Below are 22822 nucleotides of genomic sequence, written 5' to 3'. Positions count from 1 at the left end.
TCACAGAAAGGCGCATTGTCATGAAAAAGACCCGTTATACCGAATGTAAATAGACCCGTTTTAGTTCCATACATTTTTTGAGTTCCCGGCCAAATAATGGTGCTGTCGGTATTCCTCCGGTGTCATATTGTTCAGCGATTCATGCGGGCGTTCACAGTTATATTCTGATAACCATTTTTCCGTGATTTCACGTACTTCATTCAGCGTTCTGAACAGATAAAAATCGAGTATTTCTGTGCGATATGTCCTGTTAAAACGCTCAATGAAAGCATTTTGTGTCGGCTTACCCGGCTGGATAAACACCAGTTTTACGGCATGTTTCTCTGCCCATTCAGTCAGTGCCAGAGAGATAAATTCTGGGTCGTTATCCATGCGAAGCATGGCCGGATAGCCACGGTTTGCCGCGATCCTGTCAAGCACCCGGACCACTCGTGGGGCTGGCAGATTCAGATCTATTTCAATCGACAACGCCTCACGGTTAAAGTCATCAACGACATTGAACGTGCGAAAACGACGCCCACAGACCAGGGCATCATGCATAAAATCAACAGACCAGCTCTGGTTCAGCGCTTCCGGCGTGGCCAGTGGCGAAGGGTTACGCACCGGCAGCCGTTGTTTGCCCTTACGGCGAAAATTCAGCTTCAGCAGACAATAAATACGGTGGATCCTTTTGTGATTCCACATGTATCCCTGCCGCCGCAGAACCTGAAAAAGCTTCGGAAAACCGTATCGTGGATACCGTTCAGCTGCCGCCTGCAGTGCGGTAATAACGGGTTCGTCACGTGTGTTATCCGGACGGTAATGATAAACCGTTCTGCTCAGGTTCAGGCTCCGGCAGGCCTGATGTCAGCGCCAGTGATATAAGACGGTAATTCGCCATTTGGATTGTCCGCTCCACCCAACATGTTGTTTCCTTAAGGTTCTCACACCAGAAAGGACATCAACATGCTGAGCAGAGAGGACTTTTACATGATAAAGCAAATGCGCCAGCAGGGCGCGTACATTGTCGATATTGCGACTCAGATTGGTTGCTCTGAACGGACGGTCAGACGCTACCTCAAATACCCTGAACCGCCAGCCAGAAAGACCCGCCACAAAATGGCTAAGCTGAAACCGTTTATGGATTACATCGACATGCGCCTGGCAGAGAATGTCTGGAATAGCGAGGTTATCTTCGCGGAGATTAAGGCAATGGGTTATACGGGCGGACGTTCCATGCTGCGTTACTACATCCAGCCCAAACGTAAAATGCGTCCGTCAAAAAGAACAGTTCGCTTCGAAACTCAGCCTGGATACCAGCTCCAGCACGACTGGGGCGAAGTTGAGGTGGAGGTTGCCGGGCAACGGTGCAAAGTTAACTTTGCGGTTAATACGCTGGGGTTCTCCCGCCGCTTCCATGTCTTCGCCGCACCAAAACAGGATGCTGAGCATACCTACGAATCACTGGTTCGCGCCTTCCGCTACTTCGGTGGTTGTGTGAAAACGGTGCTGGTTGATAACCAGAAGGCTGCGGTGCTGAAGAATAACAACGGGAAAGTCGTGTTCAACTCCGGATTCCTGTTGCTGGCTGACCACTATAACTTCCTGCCACGGGCATGCCGTCCACGCAGGGCCAGAACAAAAGGTAAGGTTGAGCGGATGGTGAAATACCTCAAGGAGAACTTCTTCGTCCGGTACCGCAGGTTCGACAGCTTCACTCATGTCAATCAACAACTGGAGCAATGGATAGCCGATGTGGCTGACAAACGGGAGCTTCGCCAGTTCAAAGAAACGCCGGAACAGCGCTTCGCGCTGGAGCAGGAACATCTGCAGCCGTTACCGGATACGGACTTTGATACCAGTTACTTCGACATCCGCCATGTGTCCTGGGACAGCTATATCGAGGTTGGTGGTAATCGTTACAGCGTTCCCGAAGCGCTGTGTGGTCAGCCGGTATCGATACGAATATCGCTGGATGACGAGTTGCGGATCTACAGTAATGAGAAACTGGTGGCCTCACATCGCCTCTGTTCAGTATCGTCTGGCTGGCAGACAGTGCCGGAGCATCACGCCCCGCTCTGGCAGCAGGTCAGTCAGGTGGAACATCGACCACTGAGTGCCTATGAGGAGCTGTTGTGATGCATGAACTGGAAGTCCTGCTGAGTCGCCTGAAAATGGAGCATCTGAGTTATCACGTTGAAAGCCTGCTGGAACAGGCAGCTAAAAAAGAGCTGAACTACCGGGAGTTCCTGTGCATGGCGCTACAGCAGGAATGGAACGGCAGGCATCAGCGCGGTATGGAGTCCAGGCTGAAGCAGGCTCGTCTGCCGTGGGTCAAAACGCTGGAGCAGTTCGACTTTACCTTCCAGCCGGGCATCGACCGTAAGGTTGTCCGGGAACTGGCTGGTCTGGCGTTCGTGGAGCGCAGCGAAAACGTGATCCTGCTGGGCCCTCCTGGTGTCGGAAAAACTCATCTGGCCATAGCTCTTGGCGTGAAAGCGGTGGATGCGGGACATCGGGTACTGTTTATGCCACTGGACAGACTGATCGCGACACTGATGAAAGCGAAACAGGAAAACCGGCTGGAGCGTCAGCTACAGCAACTGAGTTATGCCCGGGTGTTGATCCTGGATGAAATAGGCTATCTGCCGATGAACAGAGAGGAAGCCAGTCTGTTCTTCCGGCTACTGAACCGTCGATATGAAAAAGCGAGCATCATACTGACGTCAAACAAAGGGTTCGCAGACTGGGGAGAAATGTTCGGAGATCACGTGCTGGCAACAGCGATCCTGGATCGGCTGCTACATCACTCAACCACGCTGAATATCAAAGGAGAGAGTTACCGGTTAAAAGAGAAACGTAAAGCTGGAGTGCTGACCAAAAACACAACGCCAATCAGTGATGATGAAATGGTGGAAAGCGGACAGCATCAGTAACGAAAGTATTTAGCGGGCATGAAAATGGCAAATAACGGTCAAACATCGTGGCGTTGACACTGACGGATACTGAGTCCGAATGCCGTTATCAGATGAGTGACCAGCTCACGCTTAAAGGCTGGTTTTAAAGCTTTTTTTCGATAACGTCTTTCAGCGCCCGGTTCTCAAGGCTCAGGTCGGCAAACATCTGTTTGAGGCGTCGGTTCTCGTCCTCAAGATCTTTTATCTTTTTAATATCAGAAGGTTCCATGCCGCCGTATCTGGACTTCCAGTTATAGTAGGTGGCCTCAGAGATACCGGCCTCCCGGCAGACATCTTTAACGGTTCGTCCAGCTTCAACCGACTTAATCACAGTGATGATCTGATGCTCAGTAAAACGGGCTTTACGCATAGCGATCTCCTTCGCTGGCAGATTGATTATGCCGGATGATCTCTAAATGTGAATGGCACGATTATGCGGGATACTTACACGAAGAACAGATTGCATTTGCCCTGAAACAGGCTGAAATCGGCACTCGCGTCGGGGAAGTCTGCAGAAAGATGGGAATTTCTGAGGCCACATTTTACAATTGGAAGAAAAAATTTGCCGGGCCGGGCGTGACGGAACTGCGGCGTCTGCGGCAACTGGAGGATGAGAATCAGCAGCTGAAGAAGCTGGTCGCTGAGCTGAGTCTCGACAAGGAGATGCTGCAGGAGGTACTGAAGCAAAAGTTCTGAGGCCGGCTCAGAAGCGCCAGGCGGTGATGCGGGTTGCAGATGCAGAGCAGAACCGTTTACCACTGGCAGAGCCGGCGTGACGATCGGGCGATAACCCTGCGTATTCATATTCAGTTGCGCCGGGAGGGATAGCCTGTTAACCACAAGAAAACCCACCGGATTTATTGTCCGGAAGGCCTGAACCTGCGCAGAAAACGCCCCGCAGACATGTCAGTGCAGCACGCCGTCAGCAGCGCCCGGTCCTGACGCATGTCGATCAGTGCCGGAGTATGGATTTTGTGTCAGATAATCCGTTTAACGGGCGGCGTTTTCGGGCGCTGACTGTAGTGGTTAATTTTAGTCGGGAATGCCTGGCGATCCATGCCGGAAAATTGTTAAAAGGCGAGGATGTGGTCAGAATAATGGAGGCACTGCGGGTGCCGGTACGTATCCAGACGGATAACGGCAGCAGGTTTATCTCAAAAAGTCTGGATAAATGGGTGTATGAACACGGCGTCACAATGGACTTCTCGCGCCCCGGAAAGCCGACAGATAACCCGTTTATTGAATCATTTAACGGCAGTCTGCGGGATGAATACCTGAACAATCACTGGTTCCTGTCACTGGAAGATGCGCAGGAAAAACCCGACAACTGGCGCAGGGAATACAATCATGAGAGAACGCATTCATCATTAAATGACATGACTCCGGCTGAATTTATCCGAAGTCTCCGGAAAGACGAAGGTCTCTGATTTAGCACTGTACTGAATTTGTGCCAGGGTCATTACTACTCCAACAAGTGGAAAGCACTTCTTAAGTTATTAGGGAAACGTTTTCAATACGTTAGGAGGAACGTTGTCAACAACTGATATTGTTACCAAGAGTGGCTAATAATTACAACACTTCCGGCTCGGTGGTGGCGTACCCATAAAGCCTTGTAGATTTCGGCAGGGCGCCCCTGCCGCTAATTATGTTAACTAATCGGGACAGACATCTTCTGGTTCAAATAAATATCAGGCTTAACCTCAATATATATATCATTTTGTATTATGCCATAATTCTTTAATGCCTTCCCTATGAATGGTCCTTCATAAATAGGGAATGGCCAGTTATCGTGATCATCACCTTTAGGGACATAAAGAATCATGTTTGTGCCATTATTCCTGTCGGTTGATATAACCTGATCTATTATATTCTGGCTTACCGCTTTAGCTTGGCTATAGCTTAAGTTAAGATTTATTGACTGCTTAAGAGTAGAGTTAGAAGTCAGCCCTTTATAGACTAAAATAATTGTACAAAAAGCCAGCAATGCATTTATCAGTTTTGTTCTGTCCTTGGCCAGAATGTCAATTGTGATGAAAGACGCCATGCTTACATACAGGAATCCCCCCCACATCACAACAGGTCGAGCAGCATAATAACTTCCTGCTCTGGCGCACAAAAGAACAAGCGCTATTAATGACAGCACTCCTGAAATAAACACAATAAAGAAAACAATGCTTTGGTCTCTATTTTTATTTCTTATTAATGAATACAATGATGATATTATTCCAATTGAAACGAGTGCGGTTGCTGAATATTTAAAAGCTGGTTGGACTTGTTCTATTAGGTAATTTAATACGCTTAATGTGCCATATATATCAAGTGAGCCAGAACCAAGGCTGGCAGCCCTTCCACCGTTGGCCTCATAAATCACAGCAACAACCCAAGCGGTTAGTGTGAATATTTGTAAGGTGCTTTCCTTTATTGTCTGCGTTATTGATAGTTTATTATTAATGAGCGAGAACAGTAGTGTCACTCCGCAAGTTATCGCTAATATAATATTAGCGAACATGCTGGAAAACACTGCAATATATGAAGCAAAAAATATCGACGAAGAATACCAAACACCATTTCTCTTTAAGATGTTAACATCGAAATTTCTATAATTTCTTATTACAAATATTGATAGCGCAGAGTTAATTAAAGCAGGTGCTATATAATGATAAAAACATGTTATGTTTACCTCCCATAGCATGTATAAGTTCTCATGATTGCCCTCTTTCAAGAAAATGAAAAAAATTGAAGCGTAGAAAAAAACAACAAAAATAGATGATCGTAAAAATCCAGCTGAGAGATTAACATTAAATAGCTGGAATAGTTGATGTAAGAACAAAGACAAAAGTATAGTGATGAAAATGGCTGTTATGATTGAAAATGATTCAAGAAATCCAAAACCAAGCGGCATTATAAGCGCAGTGGATAACTTTGCAAATAAAGGGTAGCCTAGCTCTGGCATTACCTTAATTGGGTTAGCGATCCCCCATTGAGGATATAATGCTCTAGTAGATGTCAGGTTTCCCCAATCATCTCCTGATATGATCACTGTTGGATGTGAAACTAAAAAAAAGTAAAGTGAAATTGCAGATATAATTGCAAATAAACCACATGTTAAAATTTTAGATTTATTGAAGGAAATCATAAAATATTCCGTTATTTATTTTGGTTGTTTTTTTACTAAGTACTTTGGGCGGCATTTTGTTTCTATATATATTCTACCTATATACTCTCCAAGCACCCCAATTCCAATCAACTGAACTCCTCCCAGGAAAAGAATTGAAACCAGAATTGATGGATAACCACGGACAGGGTTACCGAATGCCAATGTTTCAAATATCATCCATGCTCCGTAAAGGAACGCCATTCCAGCAACGGTTAATCCGATATAAGTCCACATACGTAGCGGGAACGTAGAGAAACTTGTGATCCCCTCTATAGCCAAATTCCACAATTTCCATCCATTAAACTTTGACACCCCGGCAATTCGTTCAGCACGTGCATATTTAACAACTTCAGTGCGACCCCCAACCCATGATAAAACCCCTTTCATAAACAGGTTGCGCTCAGGCATGAGCTTGATGTTCTCTACAACCTCACGAGACATCAGGCGGAAGTCTCCTACGTTTTCCTCAATCTGCGGGCTGCTTATTCTGTTATGCAGCTTATAAAACCATTCAGCTGTCTTACGCTTCATGCGCCCGTCAGTTGAGCGGTCTGAGCGCTTAGCCAGCACCATATCTGCGCCAGCCTGCCACTTCTCAATGAGATGGGGGATAACTTCTATCGGATCCTGTAAATCGACATCAATAGGAATGACCGCATCCCCGGTTGCATGGTCGAGACCCGCGAAAAGAGCAGGTTCTTTACCGAAGTTTCGCGTAAACGAAAGCGGAATAACGAGCGGATCAGATGCAGCTATTTTGTTAATTATTGATTCAGTCGCATCTTTGCTTCCGTCGTTGATGAAAACAATCTCAACTTCATACGGTTTTAGCTCTTCAAACTCGCGAACCGTTTTATAGAAAATAGGTATCGCATCTTCTTCATTGAAGACCGGAACGACTAACGAGATTTTCATTTCGCATCCCTAAAGACAATGAACTTTGAATAAATGAATCCGCATATCAGGCTGATAGCTGAAAAGGTGACAAGCGTAAGGAGTGGCGGCAGGGAACATTTGTCAGCCGTCCAGCCAACAACAGCGCTCAGTGTTCCCATAAATCCCACGTACATCATGTAGCGAAGTGTGGTAGTGCTGGCGTTAAAGGTGAAGCGCGCATTGGCATAGAAGCTGAACGATACGGCGATAACAAAACCGGAAAAGTTCGCCAGCGCCTGATGCGTATGCATCCCATACACACAAAAAGCAAATACGCCCCAATGAATAAGCGTGTTAAGAACACCGATCGATGTGTACTTAGCGAATAACTTCAACATTATGAAAATCAGCGGATTCGGAAAGGTCTGGAGTGTAGCACTACAAATTGCTTTGATCGATATAAACGATCAATAATGTGATATTTGATAGTTTAAACTTATTGTTATCTTATTAATTGATCGTTGTTACCGATCAATTGGGGCTACTGATTGCTAAGTGGGTTGGGACAAAAACGGGACACACAAAGCTTTGCATCGGCTTGCAAGGCTTTGCATGTTTTTCGAAGATGGGGCGAGTGTGAGTGCCGTAGTAATGGGATAACTTGTTGTTAGCTCAAGTAGTTCCAGAAACATCTAAGCCGTGGGTCGCAGGTTCGAATCCTGCAGGGCGCGCCATTTAACCTCTCAAAATTATGTTAATCCGTAAGCTTCTGCGGCGGCGACGTTGCGCCATCCGCAGTACGTGACGCTAATATGCAAATAACTAATTGCGTTTAATCTGTTTATGGTGCTCCTCAGCCAGGATCTCGTGGGAGAAAGAATGGGCATTATTCATCGATTGATGGATGACCATTGCTTTTTCATGGTCGTCCATTTCAGAAAAGGGTGTCGCATTTTCCACAGTAGTTGGGGCGCTGGGTTTCTGTGTCTGAGCCATTTGCTGATGCGCGAAGGCGTCACCGTTATTCATCATCTCATGCGCCGTGGCGGATAATTGGCGGGATTCCATTTTCTCTGCGGCTTTTACGCCAGCTGAAATAAAAAAACGACAGCTAAAAGGGATGTAATCTTATTTATCTTATTTCTCCGGTGTGGGTTAATAAGAGAAATAATAAAACAGTCGTTGGGTCTGGCGCGTGACGGGATAATGACGATGATGTCAGAGTATTTTGCTGGCTAGTGATAGCGCCTTTCACTATCGCTACAGTTCAACGGAGGTGTTTGGGTAATGTCAAAATAAAACGAGTAGCGCGCGTATCGGAGGTGACAGAAACTTTTCCCTGATGCGCAATGACGATGGATTTTACAATTGCCAGGCCTATACCGCTGCCTTCCCCTTTACGCTGGCGGGAGGGATCAACCCGATAAAAACGATCGAAAAGGCGCGGCAAATGTTCCGGCGCGATTGGCGTACCGGGGTTTTCAACAATAATATGTATCTGGTCGTCCGCTTCTTTTATCCGAAGAGTAATGGTTTTACCCGGCGGCGTATAGCGCATCGTATTAGAGAGTAAATTACTGATCGCTCTGCGCAGCATGATGGGATCGCCGGTGATTCAGCAGGCGCGGCCTTCAAAGCGCAAGCTCCCAACACCTTTTCGGCAGAAAAGCTCGATGAGGCGCTTTATCACGGGGCGGTGCTCCGGGCGCGGCCAAAAGCCATGACGGTAGCGGTGATTATCGCCGGTCTGCTACCTGTTTTATGAGGGACCGGCGCGGGCTCTGAGGTGATGAGCCGTATTACCGCGCCGTTGCTGTCGCTGTTCATCATTCCGGCAGCCTACAAGCTGATGTGGCTGCGCAGGCATCGTCGCCTTGCGGCATAACGTGTGCACCCCGCCTGCGGCGTCAAACTGTAGGCGGGTTCAGTATACGTTTATCGTCCGAGCGCGTTGACCCGTTTGCGGTACTCGCCTGGTGTACAACCGAATTCACGGACAAAAGCTTTGTGAAAAGAAGATTCGCTCGCATAACCTACCGACTCGGCAATCACCATCACCGGCAGCGCTTCACGCGACAGGGTCTGGGCGGCGATTTGCAGGCGCAGCGTTGTTAACACGGCTAAGGGCGTTGTAGCGGACACGTCGCGAAATAGCTGGGCGAAGCTCGCCCGCGACATGTGTACCCGTTGCGCCAGCGTTTCGACCGTCCAGGGATGCGCAGGTGTTTCCAGCATGTGAAGGATCACGCGGCCCAGCCGGGGATGCAGCAATAAATTGAGCACGCTTTTCGCTGTGCCAGCCTGCGATAGCCAGTCGCGAACGGCGAGGGTAAACAGCGTGGCGCACTGCTGACTGTATAAGACATCAGCGCCAGGTAAATGGCGTTCTGACTCCTGCTGTAACAGCAAAATGGCGGCGTTAAGCCAGATACTGGCGGGGCTATGCGGCGGCGGGGCAAGACATAACACTTCCGGCAACGCGGTAAGGAAATAACGTGACGTCGTGTGCAGACGTAGACTACCGCACACGATATGTGTCGGTGCTTCGCCAGACTGGCGCAAACGGTGGGCGGAGTTTTGCGGCAGAATCACCACCTTTCCCGGCGTAAGCGTCATGGCGTCGCCGGTAGGCATTTCCAGTTGCGCTTCGCCCTGCGTAACGGTATGCCAGCGAATTACCGATAGCTCGCCAGCGGCGTGCGGCAACTGCCAGTCGCCGCCTAACGGGCAATTCTTGTCGATTGAGCCCTGAGGGGCGTTAAGCGTCAATAGCCGACTAAGCGCATCCATATAGACTCCAGAACAGATTCTTTTTCAAAAATAGGGATAACCATTTCTGTCTATTGTCACTATATTTCGGACTTGATGTCATTTCTACTCTTGTTTTTGCTAACCGTTAATTTAGACGATAAGACAAAAAATGACGCGTTGCGGATACCCCTGTCTTTTTTGACGTTATTTATACTTGTCCTGACAAACAGATGGTGATTTGGCGGAGAAAGAAGATGACACAGTATCAGGCGCTCATTATTGGTTTTGGCAAGGCAGGAAAAACGTTGGCGGCAACTCTGGCGAAGACGGGATGGCGCGTGGCGATTATCGAACAGTCCGCCAGTATGTTCGGCGGAACCTGCATCAACATTGGCTGTATTCCAACGAAAACGCTGGTGCATGACGCGGAACGTGAGGGCGATTTTTCTGTCGCCATGCAACGCAAAGCGGCGGTCGTAAATTTTTTACGCGACAAAAATTTTCATAATCTTGCCGACCTGGACAATGTCGATGTGATTGAGGGAAGGGCGGAGTTTATTGATAACCATACCTTACGGGTATTTCAGGCGGACGGCGAGCGGGTGTTACGGGGAGAAAAGATCTTCATTAATACTGGCGCAGAGTCGGTGATCCCGGCTATTACGGGCTTAACAACGACGGCAGGGGTGTTCGATAGCACCGGGCTACTCAGCCTGAGCCAGCGTCCGGCGCGGCTGGGGATTTTAGGCGGCGGTTATATTGGCCTTGAATTTGCCTCAATGTTTGCCAACTTCGGTACGAAGGTCACTATCTTTGAAGCAGCGCCGCAATTCCTGCCTCGTGAAGATCGGGATATCGCGCAGGCAATTACCCGTATTTTACAGGAAAAGGGCGTCGAGCTGATTTTAAACGCCAACGTACAGGCCGTATCCTCAAAGGAGGGCGCGGTACAAGTTGAAACGCCGGAAGGCGCGCATCTTGTGGATGCCCTGCTGGTGGCGTCGGGGCGAAAACCGGCGACGGCTGGCTTACAGTTGCAGAACGCCGGCGTGGCGGTGAACGAACGCGGCGGGATCATCGTGGATGATTACCTGCGTACCACGGCGGACAATATCTGGGCGATGGGCGACGTTACCGGTGGGTTGCAGTTTACCTATATTTCACTGGATGATTTTCGTATTGTACGCGACGGGTTATTGGGAGATGGCAAACGCAGTACCCGCGATCGCCAGAACGTTCCATACTCCGTCTTTATGACGCCGCCGCTCTCTCGTGTCGGGCTGACGGAAGAGCAAGCGCGGGCAAGCGGCGCAACGGTGCAGGTGGTGACATTACCGGTGGCGGCGATCCCTCGCGCCCGTGTTATGAACGATACCCGTGGCGTACTAAAAGCGGTAGTGGACGTGAATACGCAGCGTATTGTAGGGGTGTCATTGTTATGCGTCGATTCTCATGAAATGATTAATATCGTTAAAACCGTTATGGATGCAGATTTACCTTATACGGTGTTACGCGACCAGATATTTACCCATCCTACAATGAGTGAGTCTTTAAACGATCTCTTCTCTCTCATTAAGTAAAACATAAATAACATAGCCCTGTTAATCAGGGCTTTTTTTTGCCTGTCAGGCTATAAAAATACGCCAGGACAAATATGCTGGCGTCTGAAAGAAAAGGCTTTAGTCAGGCATAACGTATTATAACACCATTGAAATAACCCACGACTGGAAATCTCGATGTTAAAAATTACCACGCTTATTGCTTCATTATTGGCTGCGCCGCTGGCGTTTTCCGCTTCCGCCCAGCCGCTAACTGACGTTGAATATATCAGCGTTTCTGCGGTGTCAGCAACGCCGTCAATGCTTGAAGACGCTATTGCCAGACTGGCGCAAAGTAAACAGGCGTCGTCATGGAAAATTACGTCCATGCGTATTGATAATACGGGTTACGCCACTGCGATATTATATAAATAAGGAGAGCCTGAGATGGATAAATATCTTCGTCTGTTAAGTCAGGGGGATCGGCTGGGATTAACATTAATTCGCCTGAGTATCGCCATCGTTTTCATCTGGATTGGACTACTAAAATTTGTGCCCTATGAGGCAGACAGTATTACCCCGTTTGTGGCGAACAGCCCGTTTATGTCTTTTTTCTATGAACATCCTGAAGAATATCGTCAGCATCTGACTCATGAGGGTGAACTAAAACCGGAGGAACGCGCCTGGCAAACGGCCAATAATACGTATGCGTTTTCGGATGGTCTGGGCGTGGTGGAATTGATTATCGCGGCGCTGGTACTGGCTAACCCTGTCAGCCGCTGGTTAGGGCTGGCAGGCGGCGTGCTGGCATTCCTGACGCCATTTGTCACGCTGTCGTTTTTAATCACTACGCCGGAGGCCTGGGTTATGCCGCTGGGCGATGCGCATTATGGTTTTCCGTATTTATCGGGCGCCGGGCGGCTGGTATTAAAAGATACGTTAATGCTGGCAGGTGCGGTGATGATCATGGCGGATTCCGCCCGTTCGTTACTTTTACAGCGACAGTAGCGACCCTCTTACCCTCTTTATGCCGCGATTCGTCGGGTGGCGCTTGCGCCATCCGACAATGTGTTGATGAACTACCCTGACAGAAGTTCCTGTTCCACCTGTTGAACCTGCGCCTCCAGCGTATTGCGAATTTCGGTTAGCGCCCGTTCCTGCTCGGAGAAATAGGCTTCCTTATCCGCAACGGAAGAGGCGAGCCGCCAGGCGTTTTCCGTTTCCAGTTGCGTTATCTCTTTCAACAGCGCGTCGATTTGCGTGCGGAGCTGGCGTATTTTATGGCGCAGATGTTCCAGGTTATTTAGCCTGTCGCTTGCCATCATCGGTTCCAGACCGCTTTGCAGCTGCGTCAATAACGCGCGAATTGCCGCCAGATCGGCATTCTGCCGCGCCTGATTAAGCTGTACCATCATCTGGTGCGCTTTTTCTTTCAATTCATCGGCGACCACATCCGGGTGACACAGGCGGCTGGCCTGGCGCCACAAACGTTTTAATTCACTGCGTTCGTCAGCCGACAAACGTTGATCGCGGGTGTAGCGGAATTGCGCTTCCTGCTGCTGCTCCCGGTACTGGTGATAGTCCTGTTCCGCATTTTCCTGCGCCTGGCGGAATGTGCTGTCGTCCTGATGGGAAAAATCCGCTTCCAGCTCGCGAATTTCCGCCAGCAACGCGGTGATTAACTCCGTCTGCTGCTGGATTCGCTGACGGATGCCCACCGCTTCGCGCGAGGCGGCATTCAATCCTGTCCACTGTTGTTTTAGCGTTGCCAGTTGATCCACGGCCTGGGAAATAAATTGCAGGCAGGATTGATAATCCTTTTCCCGGCGTTTTATTTCGGCCTCTTGCTTACGCTGCATACTCACCGCGAGCTGTTTACGCAACTCAAGAATACGGCTCATCAACGGCCCGAGGCGCAGATGATAGAGGTCGTTGAAATCGTCGAGGATTTGAACCCGCGCATTTCGTTTGTCAATCAGATCGCGAAGTTGGGCTTCAAGCGCTTTCAGCTCCAGTTTACTGGCGGCAATAGAGGGATCTTGCCACGTCGAGAGCGCCCGTTGAGCCTGTAGCCAGGCGGCGATCTCTTGCATGGCGTCACTGAATCGACGAGCTTCAATCGCCTGGGCAATCGCGCTGATTACGGCATCCTGCGGCTCATTTTTCAGGTAGATGAGCTGCTGACGGATAATCTCTTCGTCCTCAAGTTCAATGGCGCTTTTGATGATCTCTAAACGTTTGATGATCTTATTCATGACGTTGATGCCTGGCGTGGCTCAAAAACGGATAACAGATACCAAGTCTGATTCACCTTTTTGAAAATACTGAAAAAATACTAAATGTATTCTGTAGGGTGTCGTACTTTTCGTCCAGAGTTATTCACATATTTTATACTCGGCGTCTGTCACCCGTAACGTTCTATATCGGCGCGCACTCTTTTCTTTTTACTCCCCGCGACATCTTTTTTTACACGATAACGTTAACGTCCGGAGTTGAGCCTTGACAAACGATTGCGCCTTGCGGCAGCGAGAGCGAAATGTTAAAAGGTGCCCCTCAATAAAAACGATACAGGGGTAGGACGTGAAAAACGCGTCAACTGCATCCGGCGCCAGCGTGTCGGATGCCGCGTCGAAAAATGAACCGACGCTTCAACGGGGGTTGCAAAACCGCCATATTCAGCTAATCGCGCTGGGCGGCGCCATTGGCACCGGACTGTTTCTGGGCATCGGCCCGGCGATTCAAATGGCGGGGCCGGCTGTTTTGTTGGGCTATGGCGTTGCCGGGATTATCGCTTTTCTCATTATGCGCCAGTTGGGTGAAATGGTCGTGGAAGAGCCGGTTTCCGGATCGTTTGCCCACTTCGCCTGGAAATATTGGGGGCCGTTTGCGGGCTTTTTGTCGGGCTGGAACTATTGGGTCATGTTTGTGCTGGTCGGGATGGCGGAGCTGACCGCGGCAGGCATCTATATGCAGTACTGGCTGCCTGACGTACCAACATGGGTATGGGCGGCGGTGTTTTTTATTATCATTAATGCCGTGAATCTGGTGAACGTTCGTCTGTATGGCGAAACGGAATTCTGGTTCGCGCTGATTAAAGTGCTGGCGATTATCGGCATGATAGGTTTTGGTCTGTGGCTGCTGTTCTCCGGCCACGGCGGCGAACATGCCAGCATTGATAACCTCTGGCGTTATAACGGTTTCTTCGCTACCGGTTGGCATGGTTTGCTTCTGTCGCTGGCGGTGATTATGTTTTCTTTTGGCGGACTGGAGCTGATCGGCATTACTGCGGCGGAAGCGCGCGATCCGCAAAAAAGCATTCCGAAAGCGGTGAATCAGGTGGTATACCGTATTTTGCTGTTCTACATCGGTTCGCTGGTGGTGTTGCTGGCGCTCTATCCGTGGGTAGAGGTGAAATCCAATAGCAGCCCTTTTGTGATGATCTTCCATAACCTGGACAGTAATGTGGTGGCTTCGGCGCTGAATTTCGTTATTCTGGTCGCGTCGCTTTCAGTATATAACAGCGGCGTTTATTCGAATAGCCGAATGCTGTTCGGCCTGTCCGTACAAGGCAATGCGCCGAAATTTTTAACCCGCGTCAGCCATCGCGGCGTGCCGGTGAACTCGCTGATACTTTCCGGAGCGATTACCTCGCTGGTGGTGCTGATCAACTATCTGTTGCCGCAAAAAGCGTTTAGCCTGTTGATGGCGCTGGTTGTCGCGACGCTATTGCTAAACTGGATAATGATTTGTCTCGCGCATTTACGTTTTCGCGCGGCGATGCGTCGTAAAGGGCGCGAGACGCAATTTAAGGCGCTGTTCTATCCCGCCGGAAACTATTTGTGCATTGCGTTTCTGGCGATGATTCTGGTGTTAATGTGTACGATGGACGATATGCGATTGTCGGCGATTTTGCTGCCGGTATGGATTGTGTTCCTGTTTATCGCGTTTACCGTTTTGCGCCGTAAGGCTCATTAACTTTTTTGCCCGATCCCATGCTCATGCGATCGGGCAATCCATTAATGCCGCAATGTCCCTGACAGCGCGCGAATATCGCTGCCGGTCGGCGTCTGATGAATACGCAAGCCAAACTCTTCCACCACGGCAAAAATATGGTCGAAAATATCGGCCTGGATGCTCTCATATTCCAGCCACACGACGGTATTGGTAAAGGCGTAGATCTCTATCGGCAAACCATGATCGTCAGGCGCCAGTTGGCGTACCATCAGCGTCATGTCTTTACGGATGCGCGGATGGTGGCGTAAATATTCGTTCAGATAGGCGCGAAATGTCCCAATATTGGTCATGCGGCGGTGATTTAAGGCTGATTCCGGCGCATCCAGTTGTTTATTCCATTCATCGATTTCCTGATGACGGCTGGTAAGGTACGGCTTTAACAGTTGCGCGGTTAACAGCCGCTGTTTTTCATCATCATCCAGAAAATGGATACTGGTCGCGTCAATATTAATGCTGCGTTTAATCCGGCGTCCGCCGGACGCAGACATGCCGCTCCAGTTTTTGAACGAGTCGGAAACCAGCGACCAGGTGGGAATGGTGGTGATGGTATTATCCCAGTTGCGTACTTTTACCGTGGTTAAGCCAATATCAATGACCGCGCCATCTGCGCCATATTTCGGCATTTCCAGCCAGTCGCCCAGTTTGAGCATATCGTTGGCGGAAAGCTGGATACCGGCAACCAGGCCAAGAATCGGGTCTTTAAAGACCAGCATTAATACCGCGGCCATCGCGCCAAGCCCGCTGATTAAAATTGCTGGTGACTGGCCAATCAGCAGTGAGATCATCAGAATGCCGACGATAATTGCGCCGATGAGCTTAATACCCTGAAATATTCCTTTTAGCGGTAACTGAGAGGCGGCGGGCCATTTTTGCGATAGATTGAAAATCACGTCCAGCAGAGAAAATAACGACAGCAGGGCGTAGGTCATAATCCATAACTGCGCGCAGGTCGTCAGGATATCCGCAGCCTCACTGCCTTTTTGTAGCCAGAGCGCGGCCTGAATATTGACAATGATGCCTTGCAGCGTAAAAGCCAGACGATGGAATAATTTATTCTGGGTAATAATTTGCAGCCACAGGCGGGAACTGGCGTTGGCACGTTTTTCGAAAGCGCGCAGTACTATCCAGTGCAAAATAATATGCACGACAACTGCTGTCAGAAAAATAATACCAAATATCACCACCAGCGACGTGGTGTGATTCATTTCAATTCCCGCTAAATCTTCTACCTGGGATATCAATTCCTGCATAATCTCTCCTTTATAAACAGCAGCCTATGATGACTGCTGAATGGCATTTATGCAAATCAGGACGCCTGCGCTTCAGGCATAATCAGCAACAGACGGGTAAAAGCGCCTCTGGGGTTATCCATACGCTATATTTTATCCAGCGCCCTATAAACGTCGTTATTTTACGCGGTTCCCTCTTTTTGAACAGGCGCCAGTCCGTCAACAATGAATGAAAACTTTTTAACCAGAATGTTTAAAACGATTGCAATATCTCTGTCGGATAATGATTAGCACCGTCGTACCTATCAACAATAACATTAAGGAACATCGGATGACCCAAAAGCGTACCCTGCTAAAATACGGCATACTCTCGCTGGCGCTGGCCGCGCCATTATCTGCCTGTGCGTTTGATTCTCTTACGGTAATTGGCGATAGCCTTAGCGATACCGGGAATAACGGTCGCTGGACCTGGGATAGTGGTCAAAATAAGCTCTACGACGAACAGTTGGCCGAACGATATGGGCTGGAATTAAGCCCTTCCAGCAATGGCGGCTCTAATTATGCCGCCGGCGGCGCGACGGCGACCCCGGAATTAAACCCGCAGGATAATACCGCCGATCAGGTACGGCAGTGGCTTGCCAAAACGGGGGGAAAAGCCGACCACAACGGTTTGTATATTCACTGGGTCGGCGGAAACGATCTGGCGGCGGCCATCGCGCGACCTGCCATGGCACAGCAAATAGCCGGTAATAGCGCCACTAGCGCGGCGGCGCAGGTAGGGCTGTTACTGGATGCCGGCGCCGGGCTGGTCGTGGTGCCAAACGTACCGGATATTAGTGCGACGCCAATGCTTCTGGAGGCGGTAATCACCGCCGGGCTGGGCGCAGCGGCGCCCCCGGCGCTAAAAGCGGCGTTAGAGGCGCTGGCGGAGGGCGCTACGCCCGATTTCGCCAGTCGGCAACAGGCGATCCGCAAGGCGTTGCTGGCGGCGGCTGCAACGGTAAGCAGCAATCCGTTTATTCAGCAACTGCTCGTTGAGCAACTGCTGGCGGGCTATGAAAAGGCGGCAGGGCAGGCGTCAGCTCTGACCGATTATTATAATCAGATGGAAGAGAAGGGGCTGGAGCAACACGGCGGCAATATAGCCCGTGCCGATATCAACGGCCTCTTTAAGGAAATTCTTGCCAACCCACAGGTGTTTGGTCTGACAAATACCGTAGGCATGGCCTGCCCGCCGGGCGTATCCGCTTCGGCGTGCTCCTCGGCAATGCCAGGATTTAATGCGTCGCAGGACTATCTGTTTGCCGATCATTTACATCCCGGTCCGCAGGTCCATACCATTATTGCGCAATATATCCAGTCGATCATTGCCGCGCCGGTACAGGCGACATATCTGAACCAAAGCGTTCAGTCGATGGCGCAAGGTAGTCGTACCACGCTTGACAGCCGTTATCAGCAGCTTCGCCAGGGGGAAAATCCTGTTGGTTCACTGGGCATGTTCGGCGGATACAGCGGGGGATATCAACGTTATGATAATAATGAGGCCGACGGGAACGGTAATCATAATAATCTGACGGTTGGCGTCGATTATCAGCTTAACGAGCAGGTACTGCTGGGAGGGCTGATAGCCGGTTCTCTGGATAAGCAACATCCTGACGATAATTATCGTTATGACGCCCGCGGTTTTCAGGCCGCCGTATTCAGCCATTTACGCGCCGGTCAGGCGTGGCTGGATAGCGATTTACACTACCTGTCCGCTAAATTCAGTAACATTCAGCGCAGTATAACGCTCGGTGCGCTAAGACGGGTGGAAGAGGGCGAAACCAACGGTCGGCTGTGGGGCGCGAGGTTAACCAGTGGTTATGATTTTGTCATGATGCCGTGGTTAACGACCGGACCGATGCTGCAATATGCATGGGATTACAGCCACGTTAATGGTTATAGCGAGAAGCTCAATACCAGTACATCAATGCGTTTTGGCGACCAAAACGCCCATTCGCAGGTGGGGAGCGCGGGTTGGCGTCTGGATCTCCGCCACAGCATCATTCACTCCTGGGCGCAGATTAATTATCGCCGTCAGTTTGGCGATGATACGTATGTGGCGAACGGCGGCCTTAAATCGACCGCGCTGACGTTTAGCCGCGACGGAAAAGCGCAGGATAAAAACTGGGTTGATATCGCGATTGGCGCAGATTTTCCGCTGTCGGCAACGGTGTCCGCTTTCGCCGGGCTGGCGCAAACGGCAGGGTTAAGCGATGGCAATCAAACCCGTTATAACGTTGGGTTTAGCGCCCGATTTTGATGACACGCCAGGGAGGGCCAACCCCGTTCGTTCGTGACACGATGAGCCGAAAGCGCAACGGTAAGTTTTATAAAAAGTAAGTATTTTCAAAAATGTGGGTGAAGCCTGTGACGTCGTTTGTAAATTATCGTATAAGCGGAGTTTACGTTTTTGGCGGGGCGCAGGTATGAATAAAGAGTCCATATTTCGTCAGTTGGAGCTACGGCTGGCCGGATGTTCACTAACAGCCGACGCGTTAAGCGGGTTTAGCGCAATGGCGATTGCCGACAGTCTCAGGCAAAAACGCAGCATTATTAGTCACCATCTTAATAACTTGCATCGTGAGCAGCGGGTGGTCAAAGTGAATAGCCGCCCGGTGCTGTTCCTGCCCGTCGAGGCGCTACGTCGTCACCACCGGCTGGCGGTTCGGCAGGGGGATTACGCGTCCATTCAGGCGCTATGCGCGGAGCGGCAGGACAGTCTGGAGCTGCTCATTGGCGCACAGGGCAGCTTGCAGGAGTCCCTGCGTCAGTGTAAGGCGGCGATCAGTTATCCCGGCGCGGGCTTGCCTTTGCTGCTGCGCGGCCCGACGGGGACAGGAAAAAGTTTTTTGGCGCGTCAGCTTTGGCAGTACGCCATCGAGCAGGGCATTTTGCCCCCGGAGGCGCCCTTTACCGTGTTTAACTGCGCCGAATACGCTAATAACCCGGAATTGCTGACGTCAAAATTATTTGGTCATGCCAAAGGTGCGTTTACCGGCGCAGACAGAGCGGTATCCGGGTTAATTGAGACCAGTAATGGCGGCGTATTGTTTATCGATGAAGTGCACCGTTTGCCGCCGGAAGGGCAGGAAAAACTGTTCCATTTTATGGATAACGGCACCTGGCGTCGCTTAGGCGAAAGCAGCGATGAACGCAGCGCCACCGTACGCCTGATATTCGCCTCTACCGAAGATCTGGAAAAGCACTTTCTGGCGACATTTATTCGCCGGATACCGGTCATTGTCAAAATTCTGCCCATCGCCGAACGCGGACAGTATGAGCGGCTGGCGTTTATTCACCATTTTTTCCGTCGCGAGGCGCAGCGTCTTCATCACGATTTGTCGCTGGATAGTGAAATTATTAGCCAACTGATGCAGGAGACCCTGGAAGGGAATGTCGGCGGCCTGGAAAATCTCATTCGTAATATTTGCGCCAGCGCCTGGACTTTCGGCCAGCGTGACGATGGGGTACTGGAAGTAAAAGCCGGGCAACTGCCGGATCGTCTGCTGATGGAGGTGCCCTTTACCGTTCCGCAGACGGCGGAACGCGTCATGATTTATCGCGAAGGTGGCGTTTTTCCGCGAGTTTCCGGTCAGCATCAGGAATATTTACGGTTGACGGAAAACATTTGCGGCCTGTGCGAAGAGCTGGCGCAGGAGAATATTTCCGCACGGACGTTTGACAAGCTGGTCTATCAAAACCTCACGTTATATCTCGATGCCTTAATGAATAAAGAGAGCCCTCGCGCTCGTCAGGACAAGCGGCTGCGTTTTATCGAAGATGTCGGGAAAGCGATCGCTGCACATTACGATCTCGAACTGAATGCGGAATTCGCTTATCTCACCGGACGTTACCTTACCAGCCTGCCGTTAACGCCGGTGGAGGCGTCGCCATCGGTTCGCCATGTGATGCTGCGCTGGCTGGAGGAGGCGCCGGGGCTGGCGCAGCGTGTGGCGCAAAAACTGCTGGACGTGGTAAATAATAAATATGATTTGTTAATCGACACGCTCGACAGACTGGTCGTGGCGGCCATCGTCAGTAATGCCATTGACGCCACCAGCGGCGGTAAGGTAAAAGCGCTTATCATCGCGCATGGTTATTCGACCGCCAGCAGCATTGCAGGCGTGGCGAACCGTCTGATTGGCGAAAAGATTTATCATGCGATGGATATGCCGATGGAGGTCGCGTTTAGCGATGTCAGCCGGGCCATTGTCGATTATCTCCAGCATACGGATACCCGCGCAGGCGTCATGGTGCTGATCGATATGGGATACACCAAAGAGATCGCCGATGCGCTTTTGAGCGTAATTCATGGCCCGCTGGTGGTGGTCGATAACGTTACGACGCGTCTGGCGCTGAACGTGGCCAGCGAGATCGCGCTGCAAAAAAACATCGAACAGATCGCCGAAGAGATCGTCCCGTTAAATCAGTCGCGCTGGGATGTCTTCTGGCCCGCGCAGAAAAAAGCGCGCGCGCTGCTGGTGACCTGTATTACCGGCATCGGGACGGCGTTTAAATTTAAAAATTTGATGGAAAAAAGTCAGTTGACCGACTTTGATATTAATATTATCGCCTGTGAATATACTCGCCTGAAAAACAGCCGGATGGCGGCCTCGTTGCTGAATCAGTATGAAGTGATTGCGGTTGTCGGCACCATTGACCCGCAGCTGGCGGGCGTTTCCTGGGTGGGGATTGAAGAGCTGCTTGGCGAGCAGGGGTATGCGCATTTAAGTCAGTTATTAAGCGGTTATCTTAACGATAAACAGATTGCGTTAATTAATAAAAATATGGTTCGCGAATTTTCGTTGCATAATGTGGTTAATTCGCTGACCATTCTCAATGCCAATAAGACGATAGGGCATATCGAAACGATTATTGCCGAATGGCAAAATACGCTGGGTTTCAGCTTTAATAATAATTTGATTATTAGTTTATATGTTCATTTGAGCTGTATGATTGAGCGGCTGGTCATGCGCAATGAAATTACCCACTATAAAAACATGACGGAATTTAATGAGCGGCATGGTGAATTTATCGCGATGGTAAATCATTCGTTTCAGCGGTTGAAAATTCTTTATAACGTGGCGCTGCCGGTAGCGGAAATTGGCTATATCCACGATATTTTCGAATTACGGATAGAGGATTTTCACTGGTAGCTGCGGTAGTTCAGGGAAAAAGGGGCGCTAGCGCCCCGCAGAAGAAAGGCCTGATGGCGCTACGCTTATCAGGCCTACAGATCGCTTTGTAGGCTGGATAAAGCGAAGCCGCCATCCGGCATAACTATTAATATTCAACTTTCCACATATACCGGCGGGTGGTCAGTGGGTGATTACGGGCTGTCGCCAGAGCGAGGTTATAAACGTCCAGCACACAGTTGTGCAACAGACCGCAGAAGTATTCGCCAACGTCGGTGGACAGATCCTGAATGCCGAGTTTATCCGCATCGATCAACTGCAGTTTTCCCTGATAGCGTTCAATAAAGCGAATCGCACGATCGTCCAGCGGGCGAGTGCGACCACTGCTTTGCAGCAATATAAACGGCGTGCCCGGCTCGGTGATTTCGAACGGTCCGTGGAAATACTCTCCGCTATGTATGCTGGCGGAGTTGATCCACTGCATTTCCAGCAGAATACAGATAGACTCTTGATGCGCGGCGCCGAAAGAGGGGCCGCTGCCCATCATATAGACCACCTTCTCATCCTTCCATTCGGCGGCGAAACGCTGAGCATCTTCTTGTACCTGCCGTTGGGCGCCGTGAACAACGTCGCTAAAGCGCCCAAACGCGCTGACTAACTCATCGTATTGCGCATAGCCCTCTGTTTGGGCGAGAATTTCCAGCGCCAGCCACAGGCTGTATGCGGCTTTTTGTTGTGTAGGGTCGACCGTTTCCGGATAACGCGCCCACTGATATTCAATGATGTAGTCGCTGTATTCGCACAACGGCGTGTCAGGTTGGTAAACCAGACCGATGGTCGCCGCTCCTTTTTCACGCGCCACGCGGGCGGCTGCGACGGTTTCCGCCGTATTGCCCTGCTGCGAGGCGAGAATAACGACGCTATTTTTTCCTAATGCTTTTGGCGTGGCGTGGACAAATTCATTACTGGTGATATAACCGACAGCCAGTTTTGACGCTTCACAGTCCAGAAAGTATTTCCCTGGCCAGAAACCGGTTAATGAACCGCCGCAGCCGACAAACCAGACACGTTCAATGTTTTGTTTACCTAAAATATCGCTAATAATACGGCGGGCATTTTCATGAGCAACAGACATATTTATCTC

16 protein-coding genes and 5 pseudogenes are annotated in these 22822 nt (G+C 50.2%); 10 read left to right on the top strand and 11 right to left on the bottom strand.

The genetic code is table 11. The features are described 5' to 3' along the window. Positions 1–60: 60 nt before the first annotated feature. Positions 61–843, bottom strand: a pseudogene (locus tag K8W53_RS16225) (IS3-like element IS1351 family transposase); the annotation flags it as partial. 102 nt (positions 844–945) lie between these two features. Between K8W53_RS16225 and istA the strand changes: the two are divergent. Beyond that, complete coding sequence (gene istA / locus K8W53_RS16220) at positions 946–2118, top strand: IS21-like element IS21 family transposase (RefSeq protein ID WP_000952349.1); 1173 nt, start codon at positions 946–948, stop codon at positions 2116–2118. Then, positions 2118–2915, top strand: coding sequence for an IS21-like element IS21 family helper ATPase IstB (gene istB / locus K8W53_RS16215; protein WP_000544828.1), 798 nt, complete (start codon positions 2118–2120; stop codon positions 2913–2915). Before istA ends, istB begins: the two co-directional genes overlap by 1 nt. Positions 2916–2974: 59 nt before the next feature. Here istB and K8W53_RS16210 read toward each other — a convergent pair. After that, positions 2975–3306: pseudogene (locus K8W53_RS16210) on the bottom strand (transposase); the annotation flags it as partial. 35 nt (positions 3307–3341) lie between these two features. On the opposite strand from K8W53_RS16210, the pseudogene K8W53_RS16205 reads away from it, so the two are divergent. Next, positions 3342–4363: pseudogene (locus K8W53_RS16205) on the top strand (IS3 family transposase). A 221-nt stretch (positions 4364–4584) separates the two neighbouring features. Here K8W53_RS16205 and K8W53_RS16200 read toward each other — a convergent pair. The 5 genes and pseudogenes from K8W53_RS16200 to K8W53_RS16180 all read right to left on the bottom strand — a co-directional run. Beyond that, a complete protein-coding gene (locus K8W53_RS16200) occupies positions 4585–6072 on the bottom strand; it encodes a hypothetical protein (RefSeq protein ID WP_052939226.1) in 1488 nt (495 codons plus the stop codon). Between the two features lie 15 nt (positions 6073–6087). Then, positions 6088–7008, bottom strand: coding sequence for a glycosyltransferase family 2 protein (locus K8W53_RS16195; protein ID WP_000703627.1), 921 nt, complete (start codon positions 7006–7008; stop codon positions 6088–6090). After that, positions 7005–7367, bottom strand: coding sequence for a GtrA family protein (locus tag K8W53_RS16190; protein WP_000915527.1), 363 nt, complete (start codon positions 7365–7367; stop codon positions 7005–7007). The genes K8W53_RS16195 and K8W53_RS16190 overlap by 4 nt, the downstream gene beginning before the upstream one ends. 424 nt (positions 7368–7791) lie before the next feature. Beyond that, complete coding sequence (locus tag K8W53_RS16185; RefSeq protein WP_001662200.1) at positions 7792–8037, bottom strand: hypothetical protein; 246 nt, start codon at positions 8035–8037, stop codon at positions 7792–7794. Positions 8038–8236: 199 nt separating this feature from the next. Then, positions 8237–8611, bottom strand: a pseudogene (locus K8W53_RS16180) (ATP-binding protein); the annotation flags it as partial. 3 nt (positions 8612–8614) lie between these two features. On the opposite strand from K8W53_RS16180, the pseudogene K8W53_RS16175 reads away from it, so the two are divergent. After that, a pseudogene (locus tag K8W53_RS16175) lies at positions 8615–8854 on the top strand (efflux RND transporter permease subunit); the annotation flags it as partial. A gap of 50 nt (positions 8855–8904) precedes the next feature. On the opposite strand, the gene rclR reads toward K8W53_RS16175, so the two are convergent. Next, positions 8905–9759: a reactive chlorine-specific transcriptional regulator RclR gene (rclR, locus tag K8W53_RS16170; protein WP_000339624.1), complete on the bottom strand. Its 855-nt coding sequence runs from the start codon at positions 9757–9759 to the stop codon at positions 8905–8907. A gap of 215 nt (positions 9760–9974) precedes the next feature. Between rclR and rclA the strand changes: the two genes are divergently transcribed. From rclA to rclC, 3 genes are all read left to right on the top strand, one after another. Beyond that, the gene (gene rclA / locus K8W53_RS16165) at positions 9975–11300 is read left to right on the top strand and encodes a reactive chlorine resistance oxidoreductase RclA (RefSeq protein WP_000195929.1); all 1326 of its coding nucleotides are present in this window, start codon (positions 9975–9977) and stop codon (positions 11298–11300) included. A gap of 156 nt (positions 11301–11456) precedes the next feature. Then, positions 11457–11693 carry a reactive chlorine resistance periplasmic protein RclB gene (gene rclB, locus K8W53_RS16160; RefSeq protein WP_000913122.1) on the top strand — a complete coding sequence of 79 codons (237 nt, stop codon included), beginning with the start codon at positions 11457–11459 and terminating at the stop codon, positions 11691–11693. A 12-nt stretch (positions 11694–11705) separates the two neighbouring features. After that, positions 11706–12266 (top strand): reactive chlorine resistance membrane protein RclC, encoded by a 561-nt coding sequence (rclC, locus tag K8W53_RS16155; protein WP_000362177.1) that lies wholly within the window; start codon positions 11706–11708, stop codon positions 12264–12266. A 71-nt stretch (positions 12267–12337) separates the two neighbouring features. Here the strand turns inward: rclC and K8W53_RS16150 are convergent, their stop codons facing one another. Next, on the bottom strand, positions 12338–13513 hold the full coding sequence (locus K8W53_RS16150) for a DnaJ family molecular chaperone (RefSeq protein ID WP_023224077.1): 1176 nt from the start codon (positions 13511–13513) through the stop codon (positions 12338–12340). A gap of 325 nt (positions 13514–13838) precedes the next feature. Between K8W53_RS16150 and pheP the strand changes: the two genes are divergently transcribed. Continuing rightward, a complete protein-coding gene (pheP, locus tag K8W53_RS16145; protein WP_023224076.1) occupies positions 13839–15233 on the top strand; it encodes a phenylalanine transporter in 1395 nt (464 codons plus the stop codon). A gap of 41 nt (positions 15234–15274) precedes the next feature. Here the strand turns inward: pheP and K8W53_RS16140 are convergent, their stop codons facing one another. Then, positions 15275–16522, bottom strand: coding sequence for a mechanosensitive ion channel family protein (locus K8W53_RS16140; protein WP_001156965.1), 1248 nt, complete (start codon positions 16520–16522; stop codon positions 15275–15277). 310 nt (positions 16523–16832) lie between these two features. Between K8W53_RS16140 and K8W53_RS16135 the strand changes: the two genes are divergently transcribed. Further along, positions 16833–18803, top strand: a complete 1971-nt coding sequence (locus K8W53_RS16135; RefSeq protein WP_052939227.1) for an autotransporter domain-containing esterase — start codon at positions 16833–16835, stop codon at positions 18801–18803. A gap of 166 nt (positions 18804–18969) precedes the next feature. Further along, on the top strand, positions 18970–21699 hold the full coding sequence (locus K8W53_RS16130) for a sigma 54-interacting transcriptional regulator (RefSeq protein ID WP_052939228.1): 2730 nt from the start codon (positions 18970–18972) through the stop codon (positions 21697–21699). A 127-nt stretch (positions 21700–21826) separates the two neighbouring features. Here the strand turns inward: K8W53_RS16130 and K8W53_RS16125 are convergent, their stop codons facing one another. After that, positions 21827–22813 (bottom strand): SIS domain-containing protein, encoded by a 987-nt coding sequence (locus K8W53_RS16125; RefSeq protein ID WP_023224074.1) that lies wholly within the window; start codon positions 22811–22813, stop codon positions 21827–21829. Between the last annotated feature and the right edge of the window lie 9 nt (positions 22814–22822).

Origin of the sequence: Salmonella sp. A29-2 (assembly GCF_020150755.1) — a bacterium.
In the GTDB taxonomy this organism is placed as follows: domain Bacteria; phylum Pseudomonadota; class Gammaproteobacteria; order Enterobacterales; family Enterobacteriaceae; genus Salmonella; species Salmonella enterica.
Note: the sequence above shows the minus strand (reverse complement) of the source record. Positions and strands in the feature narration are given on the sequence as shown.

Coding starts and splice junctions, on each gene's coding strand:
- istA (WP_000952349.1), top strand. CDS start 946: ATGCTGAGCAGAGAGGACTTTTACATGATAAAGCAAATGCGCCAGCAG.
- istB (WP_000544828.1), top strand. CDS start 2,118: ATGCATGAACTGGAAGTCCTGCTGAGTCGCCTGAAAATGGAGCATCTG.
- K8W53_RS16200 (WP_052939226.1), bottom strand. CDS start 6,072: ATGATTTCCTTCAATAAATCTAAAATTTTAACATGTGGTTTATTTGCA.
- K8W53_RS16195 (WP_000703627.1), bottom strand. CDS start 7,008: ATGAAAATCTCGTTAGTCGTTCCGGTCTTCAATGAAGAAGATGCGATA.
- K8W53_RS16190 (WP_000915527.1), bottom strand. CDS start 7,367: ATGTTGAAGTTATTCGCTAAGTACACATCGATCGGTGTTCTTAACACG.
- K8W53_RS16185 (WP_001662200.1), bottom strand. CDS start 8,037: ATGGAATCCCGCCAATTATCCGCCACGGCGCATGAGATGATGAATAAC.
- rclR (WP_000339624.1), bottom strand. CDS start 9,759: ATGGATGCGCTTAGTCGGCTATTGACGCTTAACGCCCCTCAGGGCTCA.
- rclA (WP_000195929.1), top strand. CDS start 9,975: ATGACACAGTATCAGGCGCTCATTATTGGTTTTGGCAAGGCAGGAAAA.
- rclB (WP_000913122.1), top strand. CDS start 11,457: ATGTTAAAAATTACCACGCTTATTGCTTCATTATTGGCTGCGCCGCTG.
- rclC (WP_000362177.1), top strand. CDS start 11,706: ATGGATAAATATCTTCGTCTGTTAAGTCAGGGGGATCGGCTGGGATTA.
- K8W53_RS16150 (WP_023224077.1), bottom strand. CDS start 13,513: ATGAATAAGATCATCAAACGTTTAGAGATCATCAAAAGCGCCATTGAA.
- K8W53_RS16140 (WP_001156965.1), bottom strand. CDS start 16,522: ATGCAGGAATTGATATCCCAGGTAGAAGATTTAGCGGGAATTGAAATG.
- K8W53_RS16135 (WP_052939227.1), top strand. CDS start 16,833: ATGACCCAAAAGCGTACCCTGCTAAAATACGGCATACTCTCGCTGGCG.
- K8W53_RS16130 (WP_052939228.1), top strand. CDS start 18,970: ATGAATAAAGAGTCCATATTTCGTCAGTTGGAGCTACGGCTGGCCGGA.
- K8W53_RS16125 (WP_023224074.1), bottom strand. CDS start 22,813: ATGTCTGTTGCTCATGAAAATGCCCGCCGTATTATTAGCGATATTTTA.